This window comes from Saccharothrix sp. S26, assembly GCF_021390395.1.
GTDB lineage: Bacteria > Actinomycetota > Actinomycetes > Mycobacteriales > Pseudonocardiaceae > Actinosynnema.
Map to the genome: position 1 here is coordinate 112144 of NZ_JAJUWT010000021.1, position 25320 is coordinate 137463.

Annotated in this window: 26 protein-coding genes; 15 read left to right on the plus strand and 11 right to left on the minus strand. The window is 73.4% G+C overall.

Features of this window, described 5'->3' with window-relative positions; genetic code table 11:
- The first annotated feature begins 12 nt into the window (after window positions 1–12).
- Window positions 13–513: a DUF4396 domain-containing protein gene (locus LZG04_RS30135; RefSeq protein WP_374202918.1), complete on the plus strand. Its 501-nt coding sequence runs from the start codon at window positions 13–15 to the stop codon at window positions 511–513.
- A gap of 41 nt (window positions 514–554) precedes the next feature.
- Here the strand turns inward: LZG04_RS30135 and LZG04_RS30140 are convergent, their stop codons facing one another.
- The 5 genes from LZG04_RS30140 to LZG04_RS30160 all read right to left on the minus strand — a co-directional run bounded on the left by LZG04_RS30140 (window position 555) and on the right by LZG04_RS30160 (window position 4729).
- Complete coding sequence (locus tag LZG04_RS30140; RefSeq protein WP_233823231.1) at window positions 555–1370, minus strand: ricin-type beta-trefoil lectin domain protein; 816 nt, start codon at window positions 1368–1370, stop codon at window positions 555–557.
- Window positions 1371–1440: 70 nt separating this feature from the next.
- Window positions 1441–1884: a PfkB family carbohydrate kinase gene (locus LZG04_RS30145; RefSeq protein WP_233823233.1), complete on the minus strand. Its 444-nt coding sequence runs from the start codon at window positions 1882–1884 to the stop codon at window positions 1441–1443.
- Between the two features lie 17 nt (window positions 1885–1901).
- The gene (locus LZG04_RS30150) at window positions 1902–2174 is read right to left on the minus strand and encodes a hypothetical protein (RefSeq protein WP_233823234.1); all 273 of its coding nucleotides are present in this window, start codon (window positions 2172–2174) and stop codon (window positions 1902–1904) included.
- 209 nt (window positions 2175–2383) lie between these two features.
- Complete coding sequence (locus tag LZG04_RS30155; protein WP_233823235.1) at window positions 2384–3388, minus strand: alpha/beta fold hydrolase; 1005 nt, start codon at window positions 3386–3388, stop codon at window positions 2384–2386.
- Between the two features lie 18 nt (window positions 3389–3406).
- Window positions 3407–4729 (minus strand): cytochrome P450, encoded by a 1323-nt coding sequence (locus LZG04_RS30160; protein WP_233823236.1) that lies wholly within the window; start codon window positions 4727–4729, stop codon window positions 3407–3409.
- A gap of 131 nt (window positions 4730–4860) precedes the next feature.
- On the opposite strand from LZG04_RS30160, the gene LZG04_RS30165 reads away from it, so the two are divergent.
- The 6 genes from LZG04_RS30165 to LZG04_RS30190 all read left to right on the plus strand — a co-directional run bounded on the left by LZG04_RS30165 (window position 4861) and on the right by LZG04_RS30190 (window position 11353).
- The gene (locus LZG04_RS30165) at window positions 4861–5703 is read left to right on the plus strand and encodes an SAM-dependent methyltransferase (protein WP_267938339.1); all 843 of its coding nucleotides are present in this window, start codon (window positions 4861–4863) and stop codon (window positions 5701–5703) included.
- A gap of 103 nt (window positions 5704–5806) precedes the next feature.
- Entirely contained in the window at window positions 5807–7912 is a 2106-nt protein-coding gene (locus tag LZG04_RS30170; protein ID WP_233823240.1) for a bifunctional diguanylate cyclase/phosphodiesterase, read from the plus strand.
- Window positions 7913–8040: 128 nt separating this feature from the next.
- Window positions 8041–8562, plus strand: coding sequence for an OsmC family protein (locus tag LZG04_RS30175; protein WP_233823242.1), 522 nt, complete (start codon window positions 8041–8043; stop codon window positions 8560–8562).
- 165 nt (window positions 8563–8727) lie between these two features.
- Window positions 8728–9555: a CPBP family intramembrane glutamic endopeptidase gene (locus LZG04_RS30180; RefSeq protein ID WP_233823244.1), complete on the plus strand. Its 828-nt coding sequence runs from the start codon at window positions 8728–8730 to the stop codon at window positions 9553–9555.
- On the plus strand, window positions 9552–10697 hold the full coding sequence (locus LZG04_RS30185; protein ID WP_233823246.1) for a histidine kinase: 1146 nt from the start codon (window positions 9552–9554) through the stop codon (window positions 10695–10697). Before LZG04_RS30180 ends, LZG04_RS30185 begins: the two co-directional genes overlap by 4 nt.
- Complete coding sequence (locus tag LZG04_RS30190) at window positions 10694–11353, plus strand: response regulator transcription factor (protein ID WP_233823248.1); 660 nt, start codon at window positions 10694–10696, stop codon at window positions 11351–11353. Before LZG04_RS30185 ends, LZG04_RS30190 begins: the two co-directional genes overlap by 4 nt.
- On the opposite strand, the gene LZG04_RS30195 is transcribed toward LZG04_RS30190, so the two are convergent.
- The 3 genes from LZG04_RS30195 to LZG04_RS30205 form a co-directional block, all read right to left on the minus strand.
- The gene (locus LZG04_RS30195) at window positions 11283–11885 is read right to left on the minus strand and encodes a zinc-binding dehydrogenase (protein WP_233823250.1); all 603 of its coding nucleotides are present in this window, start codon (window positions 11883–11885) and stop codon (window positions 11283–11285) included. The genes LZG04_RS30190 and LZG04_RS30195 overlap by 71 nt on opposite strands.
- A 247-nt stretch (window positions 11886–12132) precedes the next feature.
- Window positions 12133–12798 carry a DUF4097 family beta strand repeat-containing protein gene (locus tag LZG04_RS30200; RefSeq protein ID WP_233823268.1) on the minus strand — a complete coding sequence of 222 codons (666 nt, stop codon included), beginning with the start codon at window positions 12796–12798 and terminating at the stop codon, window positions 12133–12135.
- 153 nt (window positions 12799–12951) lie between these two features.
- Window positions 12952–13869 (minus strand): helix-turn-helix domain-containing protein, encoded by a 918-nt coding sequence (locus LZG04_RS30205; protein ID WP_374202920.1) that lies wholly within the window; start codon window positions 13867–13869, stop codon window positions 12952–12954.
- Between the two features lie 185 nt (window positions 13870–14054).
- On the opposite strand from LZG04_RS30205, the gene LZG04_RS30215 reads away from it, so the two are divergent.
- Window positions 14055–14312, plus strand: a complete 258-nt coding sequence (locus LZG04_RS30215; RefSeq protein WP_233823270.1) for a hypothetical protein — start codon at window positions 14055–14057, stop codon at window positions 14310–14312.
- Window positions 14309–15685, plus strand: coding sequence for a serine hydrolase (locus tag LZG04_RS30220; RefSeq protein ID WP_233823272.1), 1377 nt, complete (start codon window positions 14309–14311; stop codon window positions 15683–15685). Before LZG04_RS30215 ends, LZG04_RS30220 begins: the two co-directional genes overlap by 4 nt.
- 11 nt (window positions 15686–15696) lie before the next feature.
- Here the strand turns inward: LZG04_RS30220 and LZG04_RS30225 are convergent, their stop codons facing one another.
- Window positions 15697–16467 carry an enoyl-CoA hydratase-related protein gene (locus tag LZG04_RS30225; protein ID WP_233823274.1) on the minus strand — a complete coding sequence of 257 codons (771 nt, stop codon included), beginning with the start codon at window positions 16465–16467 and terminating at the stop codon, window positions 15697–15699.
- 77 nt (window positions 16468–16544) lie between these two features.
- Between LZG04_RS30225 and LZG04_RS30230 the strand changes: the two genes are divergently transcribed.
- Window positions 16545–17900: a PLP-dependent aminotransferase family protein gene (locus LZG04_RS30230; RefSeq protein WP_233823276.1), complete on the plus strand. Its 1356-nt coding sequence runs from the start codon at window positions 16545–16547 to the stop codon at window positions 17898–17900.
- Between the two features lie 25 nt (window positions 17901–17925).
- On the opposite strand, the gene LZG04_RS30235 is transcribed toward LZG04_RS30230, so the two are convergent.
- Window positions 17926–18282, minus strand: coding sequence for a VOC family protein (locus LZG04_RS30235; RefSeq protein WP_233823278.1), 357 nt, complete (start codon window positions 18280–18282; stop codon window positions 17926–17928).
- Between the two features lie 243 nt (window positions 18283–18525).
- On the opposite strand from LZG04_RS30235, the gene LZG04_RS30240 reads away from it, so the two are divergent.
- Window positions 18526–19926, plus strand: coding sequence for a hypothetical protein (locus LZG04_RS30240; protein WP_233823280.1), 1401 nt, complete (start codon window positions 18526–18528; stop codon window positions 19924–19926).
- Complete coding sequence (locus LZG04_RS30245; protein ID WP_233823282.1) at window positions 19926–21077, plus strand: hypothetical protein; 1152 nt, start codon at window positions 19926–19928, stop codon at window positions 21075–21077. The genes LZG04_RS30240 and LZG04_RS30245 overlap by 1 nt, the downstream gene beginning before the upstream one ends.
- Before the next feature lie 135 nt (window positions 21078–21212).
- Here the strand turns inward: LZG04_RS30245 and LZG04_RS30250 are convergent, their stop codons facing one another.
- Window positions 21213–22223, minus strand: coding sequence for a LacI family DNA-binding transcriptional regulator (locus tag LZG04_RS30250; RefSeq protein ID WP_233823284.1), 1011 nt, complete (start codon window positions 22221–22223; stop codon window positions 21213–21215).
- Window positions 22224–22381: 158 nt separating this feature from the next.
- Between LZG04_RS30250 and LZG04_RS30255 the strand changes: the two genes are divergently transcribed.
- From LZG04_RS30255 to LZG04_RS30265, 3 genes are read left to right on the plus strand one after another with little or no spacing between them, the layout of a single operon-like run.
- Window positions 22382–23620: an extracellular solute-binding protein gene (locus LZG04_RS30255; protein WP_233823286.1), complete on the plus strand. Its 1239-nt coding sequence runs from the start codon at window positions 22382–22384 to the stop codon at window positions 23618–23620.
- 4 nt (window positions 23621–23624) lie between these two features.
- Window positions 23625–24506, plus strand: coding sequence for a carbohydrate ABC transporter permease (locus LZG04_RS30260; RefSeq protein ID WP_233823289.1), 882 nt, complete (start codon window positions 23625–23627; stop codon window positions 24504–24506).
- Window positions 24503–25315, plus strand: coding sequence for a carbohydrate ABC transporter permease (locus LZG04_RS30265; protein WP_233823291.1), 813 nt, complete (start codon window positions 24503–24505; stop codon window positions 25313–25315). Before LZG04_RS30260 ends, LZG04_RS30265 begins: the two co-directional genes overlap by 4 nt.
- Window positions 25316–25320: the final 5 nt, after the last annotated feature.

Here is a 25320-nt window from a genome sequence, read left to right on the forward strand (position 1 = left end):
TCGGGAGTCCACATGCAACACGAGCAGCACCATGGCCACGGCGGCGGTCACGAGGGTCACCAGGCGCACGGCGGGGGCGTCGGCTGGGGCATGGCGGCCTCGGCGACCCTGCACTGCCTGACCGGCTGCGCCATCGGCGAGGTGCTGGGCATGGTGATCGGCACGGCGTTCGGCTGGGGAAACCTCGCCACCATCGTGCTGGCCATCGCGCTGGCCTTCGTCTTCGGCTACGCCTTGACCATGCGCGGCGTGCTCAAGGCCGGTGTCGGGTTCCGCGAGGCGCTGAAGGTCGCGCTGGCCGCGGACACCGTGTCCATCATCGTCATGGAGATCATCGACAACGGCGTGATGCTGGTGGTGCCCGGCGCGATGGACGCGGGCCTGGGCAGCGCGCTGTTCTGGGGCGCGCTCGCGTTCGCGTTCGCGGTGGCCTTCGTGGTCACGGTGCCGGTGAACAGGTGGCTCATCGGCCGGGGTCGCGGTCACGCGGTCGTCCACGCCTACCACCACTGACGGCACCGCGTCGCGGTCGGTCGCGAGTGGACCGCGCGGGATCACCCGGTGGGCATGCCCCACCCCTGGTTCGGCCCGCCCACGCAGTCCCACACCTGCAACCGGCGGCCGTTGGTCGCGTCACCGCCCGCGAGGTCCAGACAGCGCTGGGACCACGAGGTCCGGTACTGGTTCGCGCCGACGCGGATCCACCGCTGGTTGTCGCCGCCCCAGCACGGGTAGGTCTTCAGCACCGCACCGTTGCCGACGGTCTCGCCCGGCTGGTCCAGGCACTCGTCGCCGATCCGGATCTTCCCGGCGGCGGTGAACGTCCAGCGCTGGTTGGTCCCGTTCCAGCAGTCCCAGATGTTCACCGTGGCGGTGGCGGCGCCACGGTCGACGCACTTACCCGTGCCGTTCCACTTGATCATGCCGACGCCCTGGTCCGGCCCGCTGGGCGCGCTCGTCCACGCCTTGCCCAGCCGCCGGAACGTCAGCGACTCGACGCGGACCGTGCCGTTGTCGGCGTACGCCCGGATGCCGAGGCTGCCGCTGGAGGAGTGGAGCAGGATCGGCGCGTCGGGCCCGGTCTTGAGGCCGGTGACGTTGTTGTGGTCGCCCCAGCCGCCGCCGGAGAACAGCGTGGCGTCGTGCGTGCCCGGTTCCCAGGTGCCGTTGTGGTACAGCGGCGCGTTCACGTCGTTCATCCAGCCGCCCTGCGAGCTGAAGCGGAACGGCTCGTCGTAGTCGGTGGCGTCGTTGGGGTACTCGGGGTAGGGGGCCGCCTGCGCCGGTGGCGCGGCGACGGCGAGGACCGCCGCGGTCGTCAGTGCGGTGGCACGGCGTCGGAGCGATCGCGTGAAGGCAACGCTGCACATACCGATCTCGCTTCTCGTGCGGGGGAATCGCTTGGGAGGTGGTGCGTTCCTCCGCGCACCGGGCGATCGGTCAGAGCGCCGGGTGCGCTTCGGTGGTGAGCAGCTCGTCGAACCATGGCGGGTCGGCGCCGGGACGGGTGCAGGTGATGGCCGCGATGCGTTGGGCGTAGTCGAGGATGTCGGTCAGCTCGGCCCGGGTCAGCGCCGCCAGACCGGCGCGGGTGAGCAGGTCGTCGCGGTCGAGCGCCGCCAGGAGACCGGCCATGAAGGCGTCTCCCGCGCCCACGGTGTCGGCGATGTCGACGGGGGTGGCGGGGAGGTCGACCGGACCGGCCGGGCCGGAGGCGTGCACGCCGTCCGCGCCCCGGGTGACGACGACGAGCGCCGGCCCCATGCCGTGCCACTGCGCCACGACGTCGGCGAGCGGTCGGTCCGGGGCGATCCACCGCAGGTCGTCGGCGCTGACCTTGAGCACGTCCACCATGCCGAGCCAGCGCCGCAGCCGGGCGCGCACGGCGTCGTCGTCACCGATCAGGGCGGGACGGATGTTGGGGTCGAAGGTGACGACGCGATGCGGGTGCTCGCGTGACTCGCGAGGCCGAGGTCGACGTTGGAGGTCTCCAGGTGGGCGCGCAGGAGCCCGCCCAGTCGATCTGGTGCCGGCCGGGCCGGCAGCGCGGTCTGCGTGCCGAGCCGGCCGATGCCGACGGCGGTGTTGGCCGGACTGCCGCCGGGCAGCGGCCGGTAGCCATCGGCGTGGTCGGGCACCAGGTCGATGAGGGCTTCGCCACCCGCGATGATCATGTCGTCTTCTTGGTCGGGATTCCAGAGGAAGATCGCGTACGTTCGCTGCCAGTGGGCAGCGGAACGGAAGTACGGTCCTTCGTCAAGTCATCGTTGACGCTGACCGCGTGGTCCGCGTCACGACAAGCCGCCGTTGTCCGAGCGTTACCGACGCGACGGCGCACTCCTCGCCGCGTCGGCACCGGCCGGCGCGAACGCCGGTCTTGATGTCAACCGATCGCGTGGGTCCACTCGGCGACCGCGCGGTGGTAGCCCGGTGCGTTCGGGGAGAAGTTGAGCGAGTGCCCGTAACCGGGGACGACGTAGGTGCTCAGCCGGGCCTGCGGCGCGTAGAACCGGCCCTCGGACGCGCGCAACGCCTCGCTGGACGAGCAGTCCGCGCCGAGCGGAGGACCGCAGAAGTTCCCGTCACCGCCACCCATGACCAGCATGACCGGCACCGTGATCCGCCGCGACAGCGGGACGAGCTGGCTGATCAGCACGGTGCTCACCGTCTCCGTCGGCGTCACGACGTCCTTGGTGGCCTCGTCGAAGTCCAGCGCGCCCGGCTCGATCGGGCCGGGCGCGTGGAAGGACGAGTGGCGCGAGCCGGTGGTCGTGGTCAGGTAGCCGGGGTCGAGGCCGTTGCGGGCCGTCAGGGGGTCGAGCGCGGCCGGGACGAGGGTGGTGAACACCGGCACCGCGCCGGGGAGGTTGATCTGGTGGCTCAGCCCGGTGATCACCACGCCGTCCACGTCGCCGTACGTGACGGCCTCGGTCGTGGCCACCGCGGAGCCGACCGAGTGGCCGACCACGACAACCCGCTCGAACCGGGGCCGCAGCGACTCGACCACCGCGTGCACGGCCTTGGCCTGGGTGGACAGGGTGAGCAGGACGCTCAACGGCCTGGTGCTACGCCCGCTGCCGAGCCGGTCGAGGGCCACGGTGGCGATGCCCGCCCTGTTCATGGCCTGCCGGTAGGACCGGGTCTCGGGCTGGTAGCCGATGTCCCAGTAGGCGCTGTTGTAGGTGCCACCGGGCACCAGCACCTGCACCGTCGTCGCGCCCTGCGGCACGCACAGTCGCCCGTACACCTGGTGCACGGTCAGCGCGACCCGCACCGGCGCCGTCACGTCCTCGCACGTGGTCCGCGCGCCGGCCGTGCCGGGCACGAGACAGAACCCGGCGGCCAGCAGCACGACGGCGCCGATGCGGCGCAAACGCGACCAACCCACGGAGAACGACCTCCAACTTCAGTTTCGGGGTACCGCCGTCATCAGCATTCCGCTGGGGTAGGCGGCGGACGTGAACTTGACGCGCACGGGCTCGCCCGGCACGGGGACCAGTCGCCACCGCGCCGCGACGGTGGCGACGGCGATGGCGATCTCGGTCTGGGCGAACAGGTTCCCGACGCACTGGCGCGCGCCCGCGCCGAACGGGACGAACGCGCCCTTGGGTATCCGCGCGGCGCGTTCGGGCGACCACCGGTCGGGGTCGAAGCGGTGGGGGTCGTCGAACGACGCCGGGTCGTGGTGCAGGGCGTGCGGGCTGAAGATCACCTCAGCGCCCTCGGGCAACACCGCGTCGCCCAGCTCGACCGGCTCCAGCGTGCGCCGCATCAGGAACCACACCGGGTACATCCGCAGCACCTCGTTGACGACCTGCCTGAGGTAGACCAGGTCGCCGATGTCGGCGAAGGTCGGCGTGCGCCCCGCCAGCACCTCGTCGACCTCGGCGTGGACGCGGCGCTCGACCTCGGGGTTGCGGGCCAGCTCGTGCAACGCCCAGGCCAGCGCCAGCGCGGTCGTCTCGACTCCGCCGACGAGCAGCGTCATGACCTCGTCGTAGACCTGGTCGTCGGACATGCCGGCGCCGGTGTCCGGGTCGCGGGCGGTCATCAGCACCGACAGCAGGTCGCCGCGGTCCACGCCGTCCTCCCGCCACCCGCGCACGACCTCCAGCACGATCGCGCGCATCCGGGCGATGGCGTCGTCGAACGCGCGGTTGGCCGGCAGGGGCAGCTTCTCCACGAACGACGGCGACACCGCCCGGACGATGCCCTGCTTGAGCACGGTGAACAGGGACCGGCGGATCTCCTCGACCGCGCGCTTGCCCAGTTCGGTGGAGAACAGCGCCTCGCCCACGACGGTGACGGCCAGCGCCTGGGCGTCCTCCTCGACCACGCGCACCTGCCCGGGGCGCCAGTCGGCGGTCCACTCGGCCGCGACGCGCGCCATGGTGTCGGCGTAGCGGCTGACGCGGAGCCGGTGGAAGGCGGGCTGCACCATCCGGCGCTGGCGTCGGTGGAACTCGCCGTCGGAGGTGGCCAGCCCGTTGCCGAAGATCGGCCGGAACCTGTCGAACAACGCGCCCTTCCTGACTGACGACCCCTTGCCGACGAGCAGTTCGTGGACCAATAGAGGATTCGTCACAAAGTAGGTGGGCATCGTGCCGAGGTCAATTCGGACCACATCGCCGTGTTTCCGCAATAATGCGGTGAACAACTGTCGTCGGCGCAGCATCGACACGGTGTGGCCGAGCAGGGGAAGGCGGCCCGGTGCGACCGGGACGGACATGTCCGCTCCTCGCCTGGTTGAAGGGAACGGCCCACGATAGAACCCGTTCGGGTGACGTCGACAGTGCCCGTTCGGGTGACTATGCACGCTCCGGTGGCCCAAAGACGCCGGGGAACCGGGTGGTTAGGATGATGCCCTCCATCGAAGGGGTGTTCGCAGTGGTGCAGACGGAGTGGATTCCCCCGAGCGTCGACATTTCGGTGCCGAGCATGGCTCGCACCTACGATTTCCTGCTCGGCGGCGCGCACAATTTCGCGGTCGACCGCGCGCTGGCCGAACAGGTCGAGCGCGTCATGCCCGACGCCCGCTCCGCGGCCCGCGTGAACCGCGCCTTCCTCGGCCGGGTCGTCCGGCACATGATCGGGCAGGGCGTCACCCAGTTCCTCGACATCGGCTCCGGCATCCCCACCGTGGCCAACGTGCACGAGGTGGCTCAGGCCGTGGACCCGCGGTGCCGGGTCGTGTACGTCGACAAGGACCCGATCGCGGTGGCGCACAGCGAGCTGATGCTCGCCGACAACGACCACGCGGCCATCGTGCACGCCGACATGCGCGACCCCGCGGCGATCCTCGGCCACCCGGAGACCCGCCGCCTGATCGACTTCGACCAGCCGGTCGGCTTGCTGGTGCTGATGATGCTGCACTGGGTGCCCGACGAGGCCGACCCGTGGGGGCTGATGGCCACCTACCGCGACGCGCTCGCGCCCGGCAGCCACCTGGCGATCACCCACGTCACCGCCGACCAGCAGGACGAGCGCCTGACCGACGTGACGGACCTGATCAAGGACAGCCGCAGCGCCGACCAGCTCACCGAGCGCTCGCACGACCAGGTGCTGGCGCTGTTCGGCGACTTCGAGCTGGTCGAGCCGGGCCTGGTCGGGTGTGCGGCGTGGCGGCCCGGCGGACCCGGTGACATCTCCGACACCCCGGAGATGAACATGGTGATCTACGGCGGTGTCGCCCGGAAGCCGTGACCCCACCGTCGGCGCACGGGGTCGTGCGACCGACCGACGCGCTCACGGCCGGCCCCCGGCCGGCGGGCTGCCGCGCAACTCCAGCGAACGCAGGACCGAACCGATGTCGCAGCCCGCACCCGCGCCCGAGCCCCGACCGGCCACCCCGGACGGCGCACGCGCGCGTGACCTCCTCGCCCGCAAGTGGACCTACCTGCTCAGCGGCGTCGCGCCGACCGCCCTGACCAAGGACGAGCTGGAAAGCGCACTGCGCGCCCAGCTCGACGCGTTGTGCTCGGCCCTGACCGCCGACCGGTTCGACGCCGCGGCGGTCGAGCGGATCGGCGAGCACGTCGTCGCGACCGGGTACGTCGGCGAGGACGGGCTGCGCCGCACCGTGGACGTCCTCGGGCGCGGGTTGCCGGCGCTGCCGGAGTTCCGGTCGGGCCACGCGCACCGGGTGGCGCTCGGGATCGGTGCGCTCGCCACCGGTTTCCTCACCGCGAACCGGCGGGCGGTGTTCGAGCAGCAGGAGCGGTTGCAGCTGTCGCTGCTCAAGTCCGTGCGGGACGCCAAGTGGCACCTCAAGGAGAGCGAAGCCCGGTTCGACGAGGTCGTCACGTCCTCGGCGAGCGGCGTGGCGATCGCCGACCTGGACGGGCGCCTCGTGCGGACCAACGACGCGATCGGCGACATCCTGGGCCGCACGGCCGAGGAGCTGACCGGGGCGAGCCTGTTCGACTTCGTGCACCCCTACACGGTCGGGATGCTGCGCGAGGCGATGCGGGCCGTGGTCGAGGGGCGGCAGGACCGCGTCCGGCAGTCGCAGCGGTTGCTGCGCGCCGACGGCGACGTCGCCCGGATCTCGCTCACCGCGTCGCTGGTGGGTGACGCCGGCGCGTCCAGCCACTTCGTCGTGGTCGTCGAGGACGGCACCGAGCTGATGCTGCTGCAGAACGAGCTGAACCGGCAGGCGCTGCACGACGTGCTCACCGGCCTGCCCAACCGGCAGTTCTTCGGCACCCACCTGGAGAGCGCGGTGCGGCGCGCCGACCCCGTGCACGGCCTGGTGCTGCTGCACCTCGACCTCGACGCGTTCGGCCTGCTGTGCGACAGCCTCGGCCGCCGCGCGGGCGAACGGCTGCTGGTGCACGTCGCGCGACGGCTGAAGTCCGTGGTGGCGCGCGAGAAGGCGATGGTGGCCCGGTTCGACGGCGACGAGTTCGGCGTCCTCGTGGAGAGCACGGCCGGCACGCCCGACATCGCCACGATCGTGGCCGCGGTCAACCAGGAGCTGGCCGAACCCCTGTACGTCGACGGGCGCGGTGTGGCGCCGTCCGCGTCGATCGGCGTCGTGCGGGGCGGGCGCGACGACGACCCGGTCGAGCTGCTGCGGGCGGCCGACCAGGCGTTGCGGCGGGCCAGGACGCGGCGGCGCGGGCAGTGGGAGGTGTTCGACCCGGTCCACGACCTCGCGGAGCGGTCGCGGCAGGAGTTGGCGATCGGCATGCCGGGCGCGTGGGAGCGGGGCGAGATCACCGCCCGCTACCGGCCGGTGGTGCGGCTCGCGGACGGCGGCGCGGGTGGCGTGGAAGCGGTGCTGCGCTGGGACCGGCCGGACGGTCCGGTCGGGCACGAGCGGTGCGTGCGGCTGGCCGAGAAGACCGGCTTCGTGCTGCCGCTGGGCGAGTGGCTGCTCGGCGTGGCGGGCGGCCAGGTCGCCTGGTGGCGGCGCAACGGCTTCACCTCCCCGTTGACCGCGGCGCTGACCGCGCACCAGGCGTGCGACGCCGACCTCGTGCCGCGGGTGGTGCGCGCCCTGGACGGCTGCGGCCTCGCGGCGGACGAGCTGGTGCTCGGTTTCCCGGCGCGGGTCGTGACCACGTCGGAGGCGGTGGACAACCTCGGCGTGCTGGCCGAGATGGGCGTGCGGATCGCGGTGGAGGACTTCGCCCTGGGCCCGGACGACTTCGCCGCCGCACGGGACGTCGGCGCGCACGCGATCCGGGTGGCCGCGCGCTGGGCCGACCTGGGTACCGGTGTGGACGCGGGCTACGCGGCCGCCCTGACCGCGGCGCTGCGCGACACGGGCGCGACCGTGTCGGTCTCCGGCGTCACGACCGCGGCTCAGGCGCAGTGGTGGCGGCGGGCCGGCGCGCACCTGGCCACCGGTCCGTTCTTCGGAGCCGACGCGCCCGCCGGGGATTTCCGCGCCACCCCGGGGGAGTAGCGACCCGCTCCGGTACCAGAGCCGGCCGCGGTTGTCAGCGCCTCCCACACTGCGGCACACCGCGCGGTGCGGTGGTCGTCGGCGGCATCCTGGCCGGGCGTCCCGTCGACCGAACCAGGAGACACGCCATGACCGTCGAAGTGCAGCACCCGTTGAACGACGTCGACACCCAGTCGATCGGCACCCTCGTCGCCGCCATCCAGGAGGATCCGGGCAAGGCGGCGACCACCTGGGCCGCGCGCGTGGCGTGGCAGGGCGGGTTCCGGTCGCAGGCGCGGGTGCGCGGGTTCGACCCGACGCCGTCGGACGAGCCGTCGGCGCTGGGCGGCACGGACACCGCGCCGAACCCCGTCGAGCAGCTGTTGAGCGCGCTGGGCAACTGCCTCGCCGTGGGGTACGCGGCGAACGCCACCCTCGCCGGCATCGAGATCGACGAGCTGAGCATCGAGCTGAAGGGCGACATCGACCTGCGGGTGTTCCTGGGGCTGGCCGAGGGGCACGCGGGCTTCGACACCATCACCGCCGCGGTCAGGATCGCCTCCGCCGCCCCGCGCGAGGACATCGAGGCGCTGCACGCGAAGGTCGTCGCCTCCTCCCCGGTGGGCCACACGCTCGGCCGCGCCGTCCCGGTGGCGATCGACCTCGCGTGACCGGCGTCCGTTCTCCCGGATCCCCGCGACCTTCGGCGGGTGTTGTCCCCCGTGCGAGCTACACGCAGGTGTCCACCGCGCGGTGACGTTTTCCGGCGGCCGACTCCCTAGCGTTTCGGGCAACCGCGGCGCATCGGGTCGCGGAGATCCCACGGAGGACGGGTCATGCGGTTGTTGGTGCAGTTCGGGGCGGTCGCGCTGGTCGCGTTCGGCGGCAGCGCGATCACCGGCGCGGCGGGGTGGAACGTGCCCCTCACCCTGGTGTCCGGCTTCGCGACGGCGGTGCTGTCGCTGCTCGTGTACGCCTGGGCGGTGCGGCGGACCGAGCACCGGGCACCGGTCGAGGTGGACGTGGCGGGCGCGGCACCGGCGTTCGGGCGGGGGCTGGTGATCGGCCTCGGCATGTTCGCCGCCGTCATCGCCAACATCGCGTTCCTCGGCGGCTACCGGATCCTGGGCTGGGGTTCGCCCGCCGGTGCGGTGGCGTTGTTCGGGTTCACGGCCGCGGCCGTCGTGGTGGAGGAGCTGCTCTTCCGCGGCATCCTGTTCCGCATCGCCGAACAACGCCTCGGCACGTGGGCGTCGCTCGTGCTCACCGGGTTGCTGTTCGGCGCGGCGCACCTGTTCAACGCCAACGCCACGCTGTGGAGCGGGATCGCCATCGCCGTCGAGGCGGGCTTCATGCTGGCCGCCGCGTACGCCGCCACGCGCAACCTCTGGGTGCCCATCGGCGTGCACTTCGGCTGGAACTTCGCCCAGGGCGGCATCTTCAGCACCAGCGTCTCCGGCACGGACGCGCCGCAGGGACTGCTGGACGGCGTCACGTCCGGCCCGTTCCTGCTCAGCGGCGGCGAGTTCGGTCCGGAGGCGAGCGCGTACTCGGTGCTGGCGGGCGTGGTCGTGACGGTCGCGTTCCTGTGGCTGGCCAAGCGGCGCGGCAACCTGGTGCCACCGCGTCGCCGTCGCGCCACCGCGGCTACGCTCGCCGGGTGATCGGCCACCGGCAGCTCCCGGACCTGTGGCGCCGCTTCGACGTCACGGTCCGGGACGTCCCGCTCGCGCTGGCGCTGGCGCTCGCCTCGCTGGTGCCCGCCCTGCACAGCCGCGGCACGCAGCTCGGCGACCTGCCGACCCGGCCGATGGACGCGCTGGCCGCGGTCGTGGTCGCGCTGGAGTGCCTGCCGCTGGTGGTGCGCCGGCGGTGGCCGTTCGCCTGCCTGGTCCTGGTGTGCACCGGGTTCGCGGCCGACCAGCTGCTCGGCTACCACACGGTCGCGGGCACCGCGCTGCCCATCGCGCTGCTGAGCACGGGCCTGCACCTGGACCGCCACCGGCACGTCGCCGCCGTGCTGGCCTCCGCGGCGTACGTGCCGCTGGCCGTCGCGCTCGACCGGCACGGGTCCACCGAGGGCGTGGCCGGGTTCGTGACGTTCTACCTGGCGCTGGCCGCCGCGTGGGCGATCGGGTCGTGGCTGCGGCTGTCCCGCGAGGGGGAGGCGCAGCGCCGCCGGCACGTGGCCGAGGCGACCCGGCACGCGGAGCGCACCCGCATCGCCCGCGAGCTGCACGACGTGGTGACCCACCACGTGACGGCGATGGTCGTGCAGGCCGAGGCGGCGCGGTACCTCACGGCGGCACCCGAGCGGCTGGACCAGGCGTTGACCGCGATCACCGACACCGGCCGCAAGTCCATCTCGGACCTGCGGCACCTGCTCGACCTGCTCGACCCCGACCACCACGCCGATCCGCGCACGCCGTCGGTCGGCGACCTGGACGCGCTGGTGGAGCAGGCCCGGCGGGCCGGGCAGCCGGTGGAGTTCACCGAGGAGGGCGTGCCACCGGCGGGGAGCGCGAAGGTGGTGGCGTACCGGGTGGTGCAGGAAGCGTTGACCAACGCCCTCAAGCACGCGCACGGCAGCCGGACGACGGTGCGCGTGCGCCACGGGGAGGACGAGATCGTGGTGGAGGTCGGCACCGAGGGCGGTGGCGCCCGTGCCGCGTCGCCCGGTGGCAGCGGGCGCGGCCTGGCCGGGTTGCGCGAGCGGGTCGGCGTGCTGGGCGGCGAGTTCAGCGCGGGCGGGCGTGACGGCGGTTTCGTCGTGCGCGCCCGCATCCCCGCGGGCAGCCCGTCGTGACCGCGCCGGTGCGGGTGCTGGTGTGCGACGACCAGGCGCTGGTCCGCACGGGGTTCGCGACGATCATCGACGCGCAGCCCGACCTGGAAGTGGTGGGCGAGTGCGGTGACGGGCGCGCCGCGGTCGACCTGGCCGTGCGGCTGCGCCCGGACGTGGTGGTGATGGACGTCCGGATGCCGGTGCTCGACGGGATCGAGGCCACCCGCCTGCTGGCGGGCGCGGGCGTGGCCGACCCGGTGAAGGTGCTCGTGGTGACGACGTTCAACCTGGACGAGTACGTCTACGAGGCGTTGCGCGCGGGGGCCAGCGGGTTCCTGCTCAAGGACGCCCCGCCGGCCCAACTGCTGCACGGCATCCGCACGGTGGCGACGGGGTGGGCGCTGCTGGCCCCCGAGGTGACCCGGCAGCTCGTCGGCCGGTACGCCGAGCGGATCCGACCCGTGCCCGGCGCGCCGGACGACGTGGCGCTGACCTCGCGCGAGCTGGACGTGCTGCGCCTGATCGCGGACGGGTTGTCCAACGGCGAGATCGCCGCGACCCTGGTGCTCAGCCCCGAGACCGTCAAGACCTACGTGTCGCGCATCCTCACCAAGCTCGACCTGCGCGACCGGGTGCAGGCCGTCGTCTACGCCTACCGGCACGGCCTGGTGGCCTGATCAAATCGCGGCCGTCACGGGACGTGGACGACGCGGTCGTCGGTCTCGACGTGCCAGGTCTCGGCGACCCGGGCCAGGGGCACCGGACGTGCCCGCACCTCGATCCCGCCCGTGTGCACGGCGGCGGCGGCTCCGGCAGCTCGGCGAGGAAGTCGCGGGCCGGGACCGAGCCGATGCCGCTGCCGCTGCCGCACAACTGCAACCGGACCGCGCGCAGCAGCGAGGCGTGGACGGGAGCGGTCTGGCCGGCCACGGAGCCGACCCGGACCCAGTCCAGCGGCGCGCCGCGGTCGCGGCGGGCGGTCGCCATCGCGGTCATCGCGCGGCCGGACGGTTCGCCCCACACGTAGTCGATGACGACGTCGACGTCGGCGGCGCGCTCGGCCTGGTCGAACGCCACCACCTCGTCCGCGCCCAGGTCGGTCAGCGCGGCGAGCCGGGTGGCGTCACGCCCGGCCGCGATCACCCGCGCCGCGCCGAACCGCTTGGCGATCTGCACCGCCATGCGCCCGGCGCTGCCGGTGGTACCCACGGCTCGGCACCCGTCGATTCCCCGTGACGGGTAATGCCTGCCGCGCTTGGTGAGTCCCCTCGATTCCCCCGCCCCGTCGACCCGACCCCCGCAGCCATGCCGGCCACAACGTGAGGGATGTGTCAAGGACCGGGGTGGGCGGAAGACCGCCGCCGCGGGGTGGTCGACCGTCCACATGCGACACGATGTCGCCGTGCGTCGTGCCGCCCCGTTCCGGCGCGGGTGGAGCTCGTCGAGTGCAGCGGTTTCAGCGGCTGCGGGCCGTGATGTCACCGTGCGCCGTGGTGGCGTGGATGTGCAGGGCGGCGGTGCCGTCGGCGTTGCGCAGGGCGTTGTGCACGCGGCCGTGGGCGGTGCCGGCGTCGAGGGAGGCGGAGACCCCGGCGGCGGCGTCGACCGACACGTCGCCGGACTGGGTGCGCAGCACGACCGCGCCGCGCACGGCCTCGGCGATCCGGATGTCGCCCAGGCCGGTGCTGATCTCCGCCGGCCCGTCCAGCCGACCCACCGCGACGTCGCCGCTGTGCGTGGTCAGGCGCACGCTCGCGGCCCGCTCGAGCTCGACCGAGCCGTGCGAGCCCTCGAAGGTGACGTCGCCGAGCCGTCCGACGCCCCGGAACTCGGCCGAGGCGGCCTTGGCGTCGACGCGGGAACCGGCGGGCAGCCGGACCGTGACGTCGACCGCGCCGGAGGGCCCGAGGAACTGGTTCTTCGCCGAGGCGGTGATCCGCAGCACGCCGTCGCCGTACTCGACCGCGGTGCTCTCGGCGACCTTCACGTCACGGCCCTTGGCCGCGTCCGCGGGCCGGACGTCGACCGCGGTGTCGGCCCGGTCCTCGGCGACGAACCGGACTCGGCCGGCGGGGATGTCGAGGACGGCGGACACGGGGGCCGGGGTGTCGAACGTGCGCATCTTGCTCTCCTGCGGTCTGCTCCGGGCCTGCCCCGGAGGGCCGGCCGTGATCGCTGTCGTGATCACGGGAACCACACTGACCGGCCGTCCTGACACCGGGCGGCCACCGTCCTGACACGGCCCTGACACGCGCCCACCGGTCGGCGGGGCCGGTCACTCCTCCAGCGCTCGGCGTTGCGCCGGGCTCAGGCGGTCCGGGCGCACGGCGAGGGCGTACGTCCGGGGTCCGGCGGTCCGCAGCACGAGGGGATCGGCGATGGCCGGGTGACGTCGGATCGCGTCCACGGCGGCGGCGGTGCGGTCGCGCGGCCAGTCGAGCGCGGCGGCCAGCGCGCCGAGGGTGAGCGGCCGGCCGGCGTGCACGAGGGCGGCGACCGCGGTCAGCGCGTCGTGCCCGAGCGCCTCGGCCAGGGTGCCGCCGCTCATCTGCTCGGTGAGCCGGGCGAAGAACCGGCCCATCCGGTTGAACCGCGCGCCGGCGGCGGTGCCGGCGCCGAAGATCCCGACGGCCTGCCGCGCGGCGGTGGCCAGCTCGGCGTGCGCACCGGTGTCGGCCTGCCAGGCCTGGAGCCAGACGTCGTCGTCCACGACGTACCGCTCCCGTCGACCACCGGTGTCCGGTCGGCGCGTCACCAACCGAAGCCCTTCCAGCGCGCCGACGGACTTCGACACCGACGCCGGGCTGACCCGCAACCGGCGCACCAGCTCCGCCGCCGTCAGGCCGTCGTCGGCGGTGAGCAGGCAGACGAACACCCGGGCGGTCATCCGGGGCAGCCCGGTCGCGGCCAGCAGGGTCGCGAACCGGTCCACGACACCGCTCCCCGCGCCGGTCGACCGCCCGTCGGCCACCGGCTCGGGAGGGCGCGGCCTGCGTCGGCGGGCACGGTCCGCCGCGGCCCGCTGGGCCCGGTCGGCCACGTAGTCGCCCGGTGTGCCGTTGCGGGTCACCTCACGGCTGATCGTGGACGTCGGCCGGCCGAGCCGGCGGCCGATCTCGGCGTACCCGAGCCCGTCGGCCAGCCAGACCGCGATCCGGCCGCGGTCCTCGCGGGTCAACCTGCCTCCGGGCACCGGCACACCTCCTCACGGTCGCGCATGACCCACCGTACCGCGCAACGTCCGATCAGGACAGTTGCGTTCACTCGCACACCTGTTGCACCGATTTCTTGTGCGACAAGGGTTTTCGGTGGTCGGCACGTTGACGCGATCGGAAACGCAACATAGCTTCCCCGCATCCGCAAAGGGAGGGAACAACGATGCACGTGCTGGTCGTGTCGACGGTCTCCGACGACGCCGCGTTCTGGAGCGGCCTGAAGAAGGCGCACGCCGAGCTGCCCAACGGTGCGCGGTGGAAGCTGGCCGTCGCCAGCGAGGACGGGACCAAGGCGGTCAACGTCATCACCCACGACTCGGTGGAGGGCGTGCGCGAGTTCTTCGAGGCGCACGCGGGCGCTCACGCCACCACCGAGTACTTCGAAGCGGACGCCGCGAACGCGGTCGGCCTCCCGCGATGACCCTCGACGTGGAGCGGCTGCGGACCCGGATCGGCGCGCTGCTGGCGGAGCACGGCATCCCCAGCGCCGCGGTCGGTGTGCTGCGCGGGGGACGGGTCACGGAGTTCGCGGTCGGCGTGAAGAACGTGGAGACGGGCGAACCGGCGACGCCGGACACCGCGTACCAGATCGGCTCCATGACCAAGACGTGGACCGCGTTGGCTTTCCTGCAACTGGTCGACGAGGGCGCGGTCGACCTGGACGAGCCGGTGCGGACGTACCTGCCCGGCTTCACCGTCGCGGACGCCGCGGCGAGCGCCGTGATCACCCCGCGCCACCTGCTCGACCACACCAACGGCATCGAGGAGGCCTACGGCGACCCGGGTGAAGGTGACGACGTCCTCGAGCGCATGGTCGAGAACATCGCCGACGCGCCCCAGGTCTTCCCTCCGGGCCGCACCCACGGGTACAGCGCGGCGCTGGGGTACGCGATCCTCGCGCGGATCCTCGAAGTGCACGACGGCAAGTGCTGGGACGACGTCGTGCGCGACCGCCTCTTCGACCCGCTCGGCCTGACCCGCACGACCAGCCGGCACGACCGGGTGGACCCGACCCGGGCCGCGACCGGGCACCTGATCCGGTCGCCGGAGGAGGGGCCGGTCGTCACGCCGGTGGACCACCTGCCACGGGCGTTCGGCCCCGGCGGCAACGTCACGTCCACGGTCCGGGAGGTGCTGGCGATGGCGCACGTCCTGCTGCACGGGGGCGTCGCGCCGAACGGCAAGCGCGTCCTGTCGGCCGAGGGCGTCCGGGAGATGACGCACTCGCGCGTGCCCGTGCCCGATCCGCACATGTTCGGGCCGGAATGGGCCCTGGGCCTGATCGTGTGCGACTGGCACGGCCGGACCGCCTACGCCTCCGACGGCAGCACGATCGGCCAGAACGCCCGGCTGCGGCTCCTGCCCGACTCCGACACCGCCGTCACCGTGCTGACCAACGGCGGTCCCCGGGAGGGCTTCCAGCGCAAGGCGTTCACCGCGATCCTGGCCGACCTCGGGGAGGTCACCGTCCCGGATTTGCCCGCGCCGGACCCGGCGCCGCACCTCGACCTGTCCCGCTACGAAGGCGTCTACGAGCGCCCCGGCGCGCGGTACGAGGTGGCGGCCGAAGGCGGGGAGCTCACCCTGACCCTGTCGCTGGACCCGGTGCAGGCGGCGTTCCTGGGCAGGCCGGACCGCGTTCGTCACCGGCTGCTCCCGGTGACCGAGACCCACTTCCTGGTGCCGCCGACGCATCCGCTGGAGGACACCCAGACGGCCGCGCTCTACGACTTCACCGACGGCCGCGCCCGTTACCTGCACACCAACAGCCGGGTCCACCCGCGCCGGGGATGACCGGGTCCACGTCACGCCCGGGGGCGGTCGAGGAAGCGCCGCAGGCCGGTGCGGACGCCGTCGGTGGTCGTGGTGGCGGCGAACCACGCGGCCTCGACCGCCAGGCCCTCGTCGATGGGCAGGTTGATGCCCCGGTTCACCGCGCGCAGGCACGCGGTGACGGCGGTGCCGGCGTGCCTGGTGATGCGCCGGGCCAGGTCGTGGGCGGCGTCGAGCAGGTCGTCGGCCGGCACCACGGCGTTGACCAGGCCGATGGCCTCCGCCCGCCGGGCCGGGATGGGGTCGCCGGTCAGGATCAGCTCCAGCCCGCGCTTGCGGCCGACGTGGCGCGGCAACCGCTGCGACCCGCCGAACGGCGGCGGGAACCCCAGGGCGATCTCCGGCTTGGCGAAGGTCGCGTGCCGCGCGGCGACGGCCAGCGCGGCGGCTTCCACCACCTCGCACCCGCCGCCGTAGGCCAGCCCGTTGACCGCGGCGATCACCGGCTTGGGGAACTCCTCGATGCGCCGGGTCAGCCCCTGGCCCCGCCGCACGACCTCGCGCAACGCCCGCTCGGTCCCGCCGGCGATGCTGCCCGCGAGCGCCGGGATGTCCGCGCCCGCGCTGAACGCCCTGGTCCCGGCCCCGGTCAGGATCACGGCCCGGACCTCGGACGTCGTCTCCAGGCGGTCCAGCGCCGCGCCGAGCTCGTCGATCGTGGCGTAGTCCAGCGCGTTCAGCTTCGCCGTGCGGTCGATGGTGACCGTGGCGACGGCGTCGCGCTGGTCGATGTGGACGGTCATGAGCACCTCGTCGTGCGGCCGGGTGGCGTGCGGGGACGCGACGAGGCTAGGCAGCCGTGGTTGGCACAATCCACTGATTGTCCTGGATACAGTGGGCCGTGCGCCCGCCCTCCTACAAACCCGTCGTGGACGAGTTCGCCGCCGCGATCCGCCGCGGCGAGCTGACGCCCGGCACGCGCCTGCCGACCCACCGCGACCTGGCACGCGAACGCCACATCGCCCTGGCGACGGCCACGCGCGTCTACGCCGAACTGGCCGCCCTGGGCCTGGTGGTCGGCGAACGGGGTCGGGGCACGTTCGTCCGCGACCAGTCGGGGTTCGCCGGCCTCACCGCGTCGCGCGACCTGCCCGTGCCCAGGATCGCGGACCTGTCGTTCGCCCAGCCGCCCGCCGACGAGCCGCCCGACCACCTGCGCCGCGCCCTGCGCGACCTGTCCACCTCCGGCGACCTGGCGTCGCTGACCCGCCAGCAACCGCCCGGCGGCCGGCGGCACGAGCGCGCCGCCGTGGCCACGCACCTGCTCGACCGCGGCATCGACACCGCGCCGGCGAACGTCGTGCTGACCTGCGGCGCCCAGCACGCGCTGGACACCGCGCTGCGCGCGACCACCCGGCCCGGCGACGTCCTCGCCGCCGACGCGCTCACCTACCCCGGGCTGAAGCTCCTGGCCGCCGCGCACCACCTCGAGCTCGCCCCGGTCCCGGTGACCGCGACCGGGCCCGACCTCGACGCCCTCGACCGCCTGTGCCGGACCCGCCGCGTCCGCGCCGTCTACACCATCCCGACCCTGCACAACCCGCTCGGCTGGGTGCTCGACCGCGCCACCCGGGAACGCCTCGTCGGCCTCGCGCGCGAGCACGACCTGCTGATCGTGGAGGACGGCACCTACGCCTTCCTCGACCCGGCCGCCCCGTCGCCGGTGCACGCCCTCGCGCCGGAGCGCACCTGCTACGTCTCCAGCCTGTCCAAGAACCTCGCCGGCGGGCTGCGGTTCGGCTTCGCCGTCGTGCCCGACGGCCTCGTGCCGGCGTTCACGACGAGCCTGCGGTCCTCCACGTGGGGCGTCGCGGGCCTGGTCAGCGCCTTGGCCACGCGGTGGCTCGCCGACGGCACGGTGGCCCGACTGGAACAGCGACTGCGGGCCGACGCCCGCGCCCGGCAGGCGATCGCCCGCACCGCCCTCGCCGGGCTGGACACCGCGGCGCACCCGGCGTCCTGCTTCACCTGGCTGCGCCTCGCGCCGCACCTGCGCGCGGACCGGGTCGCCGCGGCCCTGGCCCGCGTCGGCGTCCTGGTCTCCACCGGTGACGCCTTCGCCACCGACCGGCACCCGCCGCAAGCGCTGCGCCTCGCGCTGACCGGCCCGGCGATGGACGACCTCGCGCCCGTCCTGGCGCGGTTGCGCGAGACGCTCGACGCGTTCCCGCCGTGACCGCCGGCCCGACCACGCGGGCGGATCAGCTCACGCAGAGGCAGAAGGGGTGGCCCGCCGGGTCGAGGAAGACCCGGAACGTCGTGCCGGGCTGGTGCGGGTGCTTGGTCGCGCCGAGGTCGAGCACCGCCGCCTCGGCCGCGTCGAGGTCGTCCACGACCACGTCCAGGTGCATCTGCTGGGGCAGCTCCTGACCCGGCCACACCGGGGGCACGTACCCCTGCACCTGCTGGAAGCAGAGGCACTGCCCGTTCTCCGCGCGGACCTCGGCCCAGTCGGGGGAGGCGGTGACCTTCCAGTCGAGCAGCGCGCCGTAGAAGTTCGCGAGCGCGCCGGGGTCGGGGCAGTCGATGACGATGCTGGGGAATCGGGCGATGGCCATGCCGGCGATGGTAGGAGCGGTTGCGGACGATCCGCGTCCGGATCGTCGCGTGGCCGGGAGAAGTCGCGGTCCCGTCCGAGGCGCGATAACCGGGCGCGACCGGGTGCGCGTGGTTGCTAGAGTTCGCCGGCCGGCCGCGGGACTCCGGTGCGACTTCCGGAACCCGCCTTGGAAGCGATGATTCGCTGTTCGCGCCCCCACTCCCCGGCCGGCCCGACAACCCCTCGACCGGAGCGTGGACGCGTGGACGCCCTCACCGCCGACGACGTGCTGATGTTCATCAACGCGGCCACGACGTCCACCGCGCAACGCGAGTTCCACGGCGGTGCCGACGACCAGCGGCTGTCGCTGGACTTCCTGCACGACTACGTGATCGGCAACTACCGCGACCTCTACGCCGCCGCGCTCGCGCTGGACATCAACGACCACAACGCCGCGCTGATCGTCCGCAAGCTGCTGGAGACCGCGGGCGACGCCACCGCCGGGCAGCGGCGGGTCGAAGGCGCCCTGATCGCCCGGCGGCTGCGCGCGCTGCCGCCGCAACGCGTGTACGACCTGTTCGGCGCGTTGCGCCGGGCGAAGGTGAACAACCGTCGCACCCGCGCGATCATCCGGGAGTGGGTCGCCGGTCGGCCGGACCCGGTGTTCGACGCGGTCAAGTACCGCACCGGCCTGAAGCGGGCACTGCGGCACGCGCACGTCGCACCCGGCGGCGAGCTCGGCCCGTTCCTGTTCACCTCCGGCGCCCGCCGCTACGACACCCCGCTGCTGGAGACGTGGCGGCGGGCGCACTACGAGCAGGCGTCGGTCTACGGACTGCCGTACACGGTGGCCGAGGGTTTCGCCGCCGAGCACGGGATCGACCGGGCGACGTTCCTCAAGCGCATCGAGCCCCGGATGACCCGGCTGGAGCGGTTGCGGGCGCAGGAGTCGGCGCGTCGGGAGAAGGCCGAGGTGGTCGTCGACCTCGGGTCGATGCCGCTGACGCGCCTGGCCTCCTACGTCCTGGCCCTGCCCGTGCCCGACCGGGTGGCCCGGCGCGGTGAGCTGACCGGCGCGCTGCGTGCCGCGGCCGTGCGCGCCGCCGGACCGGACGCGGGCACGTGGGGCCGGGTCGCCGCGGTGCTGGACGACAGCTTCTCGGCGTTCGGGTCGACGCGGAAGCGCCGCCGGCCGCTGGCGGTCGCGCTGGCGTGCCACTACCTGCTGGCGGAGCTGGCCGGCGAGTACGTGCCGCTGTGGACGTCCGGCCGCACCGACGCCCTGCTGGCGCGCCCGCACGGGATGACGCCGCTGGGGGAGCGGGTGCTCGACGCGCTGGAGCGGTCGCCCGACCGCCTGCTGATCGTGTCCGACGGCTGGGACAACGCGCCGTACGGGCTGGCGTCGGAGGTGCTGCGGGTGTGGCGGGCCAAGCTCGACCCGGACCGCCGGGTGGTGGCGGTGCACCTCAACCCGGTGTACGACGCGGTCGACTTCGACGTGAAGCGGCTCGCGCCCGCCGTGCCCACGGTCGGCGTGCGTGACGCGGAGGACGTGCCCGCCCTGGTGGAGTTCGCCCGGTTCACCGAGGGCACGACCGGTTTCGCCGAGCTGCGCGCCCGCTTCGACGGCCGGGTGGCGAAGTTCCTGGAGGAGGGGTGATGGCGGCGCCCGAACCGGCCCGACTCGACCTGACCGGGCTGACCACGCGCCCCGCGCAGGTGTGGGGTGGCGTCCGGCTCGTGCCGTTGACCCGGGACGAACCGATCACCGGGCTGCGGCTGCACGCGCGCGCCTACGGTGACGAGCCCGGCGTGGTCGAGCTGGACCGGCGCACGCGCTACACGTCCTACATCCCGCACGGCTTCGTCGCGACGTGGAGCGACGACGACACCCCGGTCGCGGCGTACGGCACGCAGTTGGCGCAGGACGCCGCCGGTGGCCGGCCGCCCGCGCGGACCGTGCGGCTGCGGACGCACCGCCGGATGGCGCGCCGGGTCGAGCGCAACCGGTTGCGTTTCCTGCCCCTGCACCTGGCGGTCGAGGGGTACCTGGCGCTGCACTTCGGCGGGCCGGAGGTGGTGTGGGACGAGTGGTCGCAGCGCGCCGTCCGGCGTGGCCTGTCGCCGCGCGTGGAGGAGGCGTACCTGGGCGCCGAGGTCGCGGGGCTGGCGGACGCGCTGAAGCACTTCGAGATCCACCCCGGCCAGTGCGGTGTGCTCGTCCACGTGGCCGACGCGGTGGCCGCCGCGTTCGTCGTGCCGCACCCCGACGACTACCGGGCGCTGCACGCCACCCTCGTGCAGGACCTGTACGGTGAACTGGTCCACCACTACGCGACCCTGGCGGCACCCGTGCCGCGGTTCGAGGTGCGGCTGCCCGACGACGTGGCCACGGTGGCCGAGCTGCGTGCGGCGGCGACCCGTCAACAGGCGGAGTGGGCGCGCTTCCACGACACCACGATGGCCGACGGTCTGCTGGGCCAGACCTACGCCATGAGCCGCGTGTACCGGATGGGCGACTACACGCTGTCCCGCTTCCTGCCGGCGTTCCGCCTCAAGCAGGAGAACCACATCGGCGAGCTGATCACCGATCGGAACGGCCGCACGGCGTACCTGAAGACCTTCCGCCTCTCGGAGGCGCAGGTCCGCCGCGCCCACCTGCTGACGACCCTGGCGGCCCACCACTGGCACCTGCCCACCACCGCGACCGCCCTGGGGCTCACGGAACCGCAACTGGGCCTGCGCCTAGACTCGGCGGGCTTCGGCGCACTGCTCCGCGAGGACGTCCTGGCCCGCTACCGCGCGGGCTGACGGCCCGGCGGCGGGCATGTGCCGCACCTCGGCAGCGCCCGGGGGTCCTCGCTCGACCGTCCGGGGCGAGGTCCGCGGCGGTGAAGGCGAGCAGGACGTGGTGCGGTGCCGGGTCGAACCGGTTCGACCGAGGTGTCAGCGGTGGCGGGCGCCCGTGCTCGACCGCAGGGCGATGTCCGGGCGCAGCAGGGCGTGGCGGTGTGGCGCGTCGGGGTCGGCGATGCGTTCCACCAGCAGGTCCACCGCGAGCCGGGCCATCTCCTCGGCCGGCACGTCGGCGGCGGTCAGGGGTGGGTGGAAGGACTCGGCCAGGCGGCCGGCGATGACGCCGGTGATCGAGAAGTCGCCCGGGACGTCCAGGCCCGCGTGGCGCAGGGCTCGTTGCAGGCCCGGCAACGCCGCCTCGTTGATCGTCACCGCCGCAGTCACCTCCGGCCACCGGTGGCGGATCTCCTCGAAGCACGCCAGACCCGCGGCGGGTTCGTCGGGGCAGCACACCGTGTGCGCGGTCAGCCCGCGCTGCCCGGCGGCGGTCAGGAAGCCGCTCGACGCGCGCAGGGCGGGCCCGTAACCGGCGGCGACCAGCTCGTCGGACCGGTTGATCAGCACGATGTCGCGGTGGCCGAGGTCGGCGAGGTGGTGCACGCAGCGGGTGATCAGCTCGGCGTAGTCGACGTCGACCCAGGACGACGCGCCGGGGCGTTCGACGTGGCCGATGGTCACGAACGGCAGCGACTCCTGCTCCAGCCGGGCCACGCGCGGGTCGTCCAGCAGGATCTCCATCAGGATCACGCCGTCCACCCGGCGGCCGGTGACCACCCGCTCGAAGGACCGGTCGTGGTCGCCGCCGCTGGGTGAGAGCAGCACGTCGAGGTCGTGCGTGGCCGCCGCCTCCACGACGCTGGCCACGAACCCCAGCTGCACGTCGGTCAGCCGCCTGCTCGCGGGCGGTATGACCAGGCTCAACGTGCGGGTGCGCCCCTCGGCCAGCGCCCGCGCGCTCGCGTTGGGCCGGTAGCCCAGCTCGGCGATCACCTCGTTGATGCGCCGCGCGGTCGCGGCCGACACCGGCCGTTTGCCGCTCAACGCGTAGGACACGGTGCTGCGCGACACGCCCGCCCGTTTGGCGATCTCGCCGATGTTCATGCGCCCTCCGTCCAACCGGTTCGACAGACCTCGAATGGTAGGGCAACGAGGTCTTGCATGGATTCTCGCCTGCCGCTACGTTGACGCAACACCGCGAGGTCGAACCGGTTCGATGACGGTTCGACGGTCGTCAGCGCGAGCCGACTGGAAGGATCCCCATGACGCGCCCCCCGTTCAGCCGCCGCCTGACCCTCGCCCTGGTCGCGGCGGGACTGTGCCTGACCGCGTGCTCCTCGGCCGGTGACGCGGGCGGTGATCCGGCCGGCCCGTTCGCGGTGTGGGACCCGTACCCGCAGTTCGACGGCACCTCGGAGTGGGTGAAGGTGATCGAGAGGTGCGGTGCGGAGGCAGGCGTGCGGGTCGAGCGCCAGGCGTACGACACCTCAGACCTGACCAACAAGGTGCTGCTCGCCGCGCAGCAGGGCGTCGCGCCGAACGTGCTGGTCGTGGACAACCCGGTGGTCTCCACGCTGGCCGAGGGCGGGGTGCTGAAGGCCAACGAGGACGTGGGCCTGGACGCCTCCGCCGCGTCGCCCAACCTGCTGGCCGCCGGTGAGGTGGCCGGCAAGGCGTACGGCGTGCCGATCGGGGCGAACACCCTGGCGCTGTACTACAACAAGGCGGTGCTGGCGCAGGCCGGCGTCGACCCCGCGTCGCTCACGGACTGGGCATCGCTGGACGCGGCGCTGGCCAAGGTCGTGGCCGCGGGCAAGAAGGGCATCACCTTCTCCGCGATCGGCACCGAGGAGGGCTCGTTCCAGTTCCTGCCGTGGTTCTGGGGCGCGGGCGCGGAGCTGACCGACCTGGCCTCACCGCGGGCCGTCGCGGCGGTGGAGCTGTGGAAGTCCTGGCTGGACCGGCGGTACGCGCCGAACTCGGTCATCGGCAACACGCAGACCACGAGCTGGCAGGAGTTCGCCACCGGCGAGTACGCGTTCGCCGAGAACGGCACCTGGCAGCTCGGCAACGCCGGAGAACTGGGATTCGAATACGGCGTGATCCCCATCCCGTCCCGTGACGGGGGCGTCGCGCCGGCACCGACGGGTGGCGAGTTCGTCACCGTGCCGGTGCAGGGCTCGGCGGACCGCGAAGCGACCGCGGCGAAGATCGCCGGCTGCCTGACCGGCGCCGACACCGTGCTGGCCACCGACACGGCGCTGACCTACGTCTCCGCCATCGGCTCGGTGCGGGAGCAGCAGGTCGCCGCCAAGCCGGAGCTGGCGGTGTGGGTCGACGCGGTGCAGGCGGCCAAGGGGCGCACCGGCGACGGCCTCGGCACCCGCTACCCGCGCATCTCGCAGCCTCTGTGGACCGCGGTGCAGGAGGTGCTCACCGGGTCCAAGCCGGCCTCCGGGGCGCTCGCCGACGCCCAGCGCGCCGCGGCGTCGGCCAAGTAGCGCCGTGGCCCGCCGCACCCTCGTCGGCTGGGCGTTCCTCGCCCCGCTCGTCGCGTATCTGCTGCTGTGCTACGGCTACCCGCTGCTGACGACGATCGACCTGAGCGTCCGCGACTACACCGTGCGCACCTTCGTGCACGGGGGCGCGCCGGTCGTCGGCCTGGCCAACTACACGGCCGTGTTCGCCGATCCCGTCTTCCGCACCGCACTGCTCAACACGCTCGTGTTCACCGCGGCCTCCCTGGTGTTCCAGTACACCACCGGCCTGGCCCTGGCGGTGTTCTTCTCCCGCCACTTCCGGCTGTCGGCGACGCTGCGCGCGTTGTTCCTGGTGCCGTGGTTGCTGCCGCTGATCGTGTCCGCGTCCACGTGGGCGTGGATGTTCAACAGCGAGGCCGGTGTGGTGAACGCGGCCCTGGCGTGGTTCGGGCTCGACGCGGTGCACTGGCTGACCTCGCCGGACTGGGCGCTGGTGTCGGTGATCGCGGCCAACGTCTGGATCGGCATCCCGTTCAACCTCGTCGTGCTCTACAGCGGTCTGCGCAACATCCCCGCCGAGGTGCACGAGGCCTCGGCCCTGGACGGCGCGAGCGCGTGGCAGTCGTTCCGGCACGTCACCTTCCCCATGCTGCGGCCCGTCTCCGCGGTCACGCTCCTGCTCGGCCTGGTCTACACGCTGAAGGTGTTCGACCTCGTCTGGATCATGACGCGCGGTGGCCCCGGCGGGGCGTCGACCACCCTGGCCACCTGGTCCTACGAGCTCGGCTTCGGCAGCATGCTGCCCCGCTTCGGCCCCAGCGCCGCGGTGGGCAACGTGCTCATCCTGCTCGCCGTGGTCGCCGGCCTGGTGTACGTGCGCGTCCAGCGGCACCAGGAGGCGTCATGACGCGCTCGTCGTGGCGGACCGCGGTGGGCGTGCTGCTCACCGGCGTGATGCTGTTCCCGGTCTACTGGATGGTCAACGTCTCCCTCACCCCGCCGGGCGAGCTGCGCAAGTCGCCGCCGGACCTCGTGCCGACCAACCCGACGTTCGACGGGTACGCGCGGGTCCTCGACGAGCAACTGCCGTACTTCGGGACGAGCCTGCTCGTCGCACTGGGCACGGTGGCGCTGACGCTCGCACTGGCCGCGCCCGCGGCGTACTCGCTGGCGAAGCTGCGCCCGCGCGGCCGCCGCCCGCTGACGTTCGTGCTGCTGGTCGCGCAGATGATCCCCGGCATCATCATGGCGCTGGGCCTGTACGGCATCTACGTCGAGCTCGGCATCACCAACACCGTGTGGGGACTGGTCTTCGCCGACTCCACGATCGCGGTGCCGTTCGCCGTGCTGATCCTGACCTCGTTCATGTCCTCGGTGCCCGACGAGGTCGTGCAGGCCGCGCGCATCGACGGCGCGGGCGCGTGGCGCACGTTCCGGTCCGTAGTGCTGCCCGCGAGCCGCAACGGGGTCGTCACCGCCGGGCTGTTCGCGTTCCTGTGGGCGTGGTCGGACTTCGTGTTCGCCGCGACGCTCGACAGCGGCGGGTCGATGCAACCGCTGACGCTCGGCATCTACCGCTACATCGGCAACAACAACCAGGAGTGGAACGCGATCATGGCCACCGCCGTGGTCGCCTCCGTGCCTGCCACCGCGCTGCTCGTGCTGGCCCAGCGCTTCGTCGCCGCGGGCATCACGTCCGGCGCGGTCAAGGACTGAAAGGG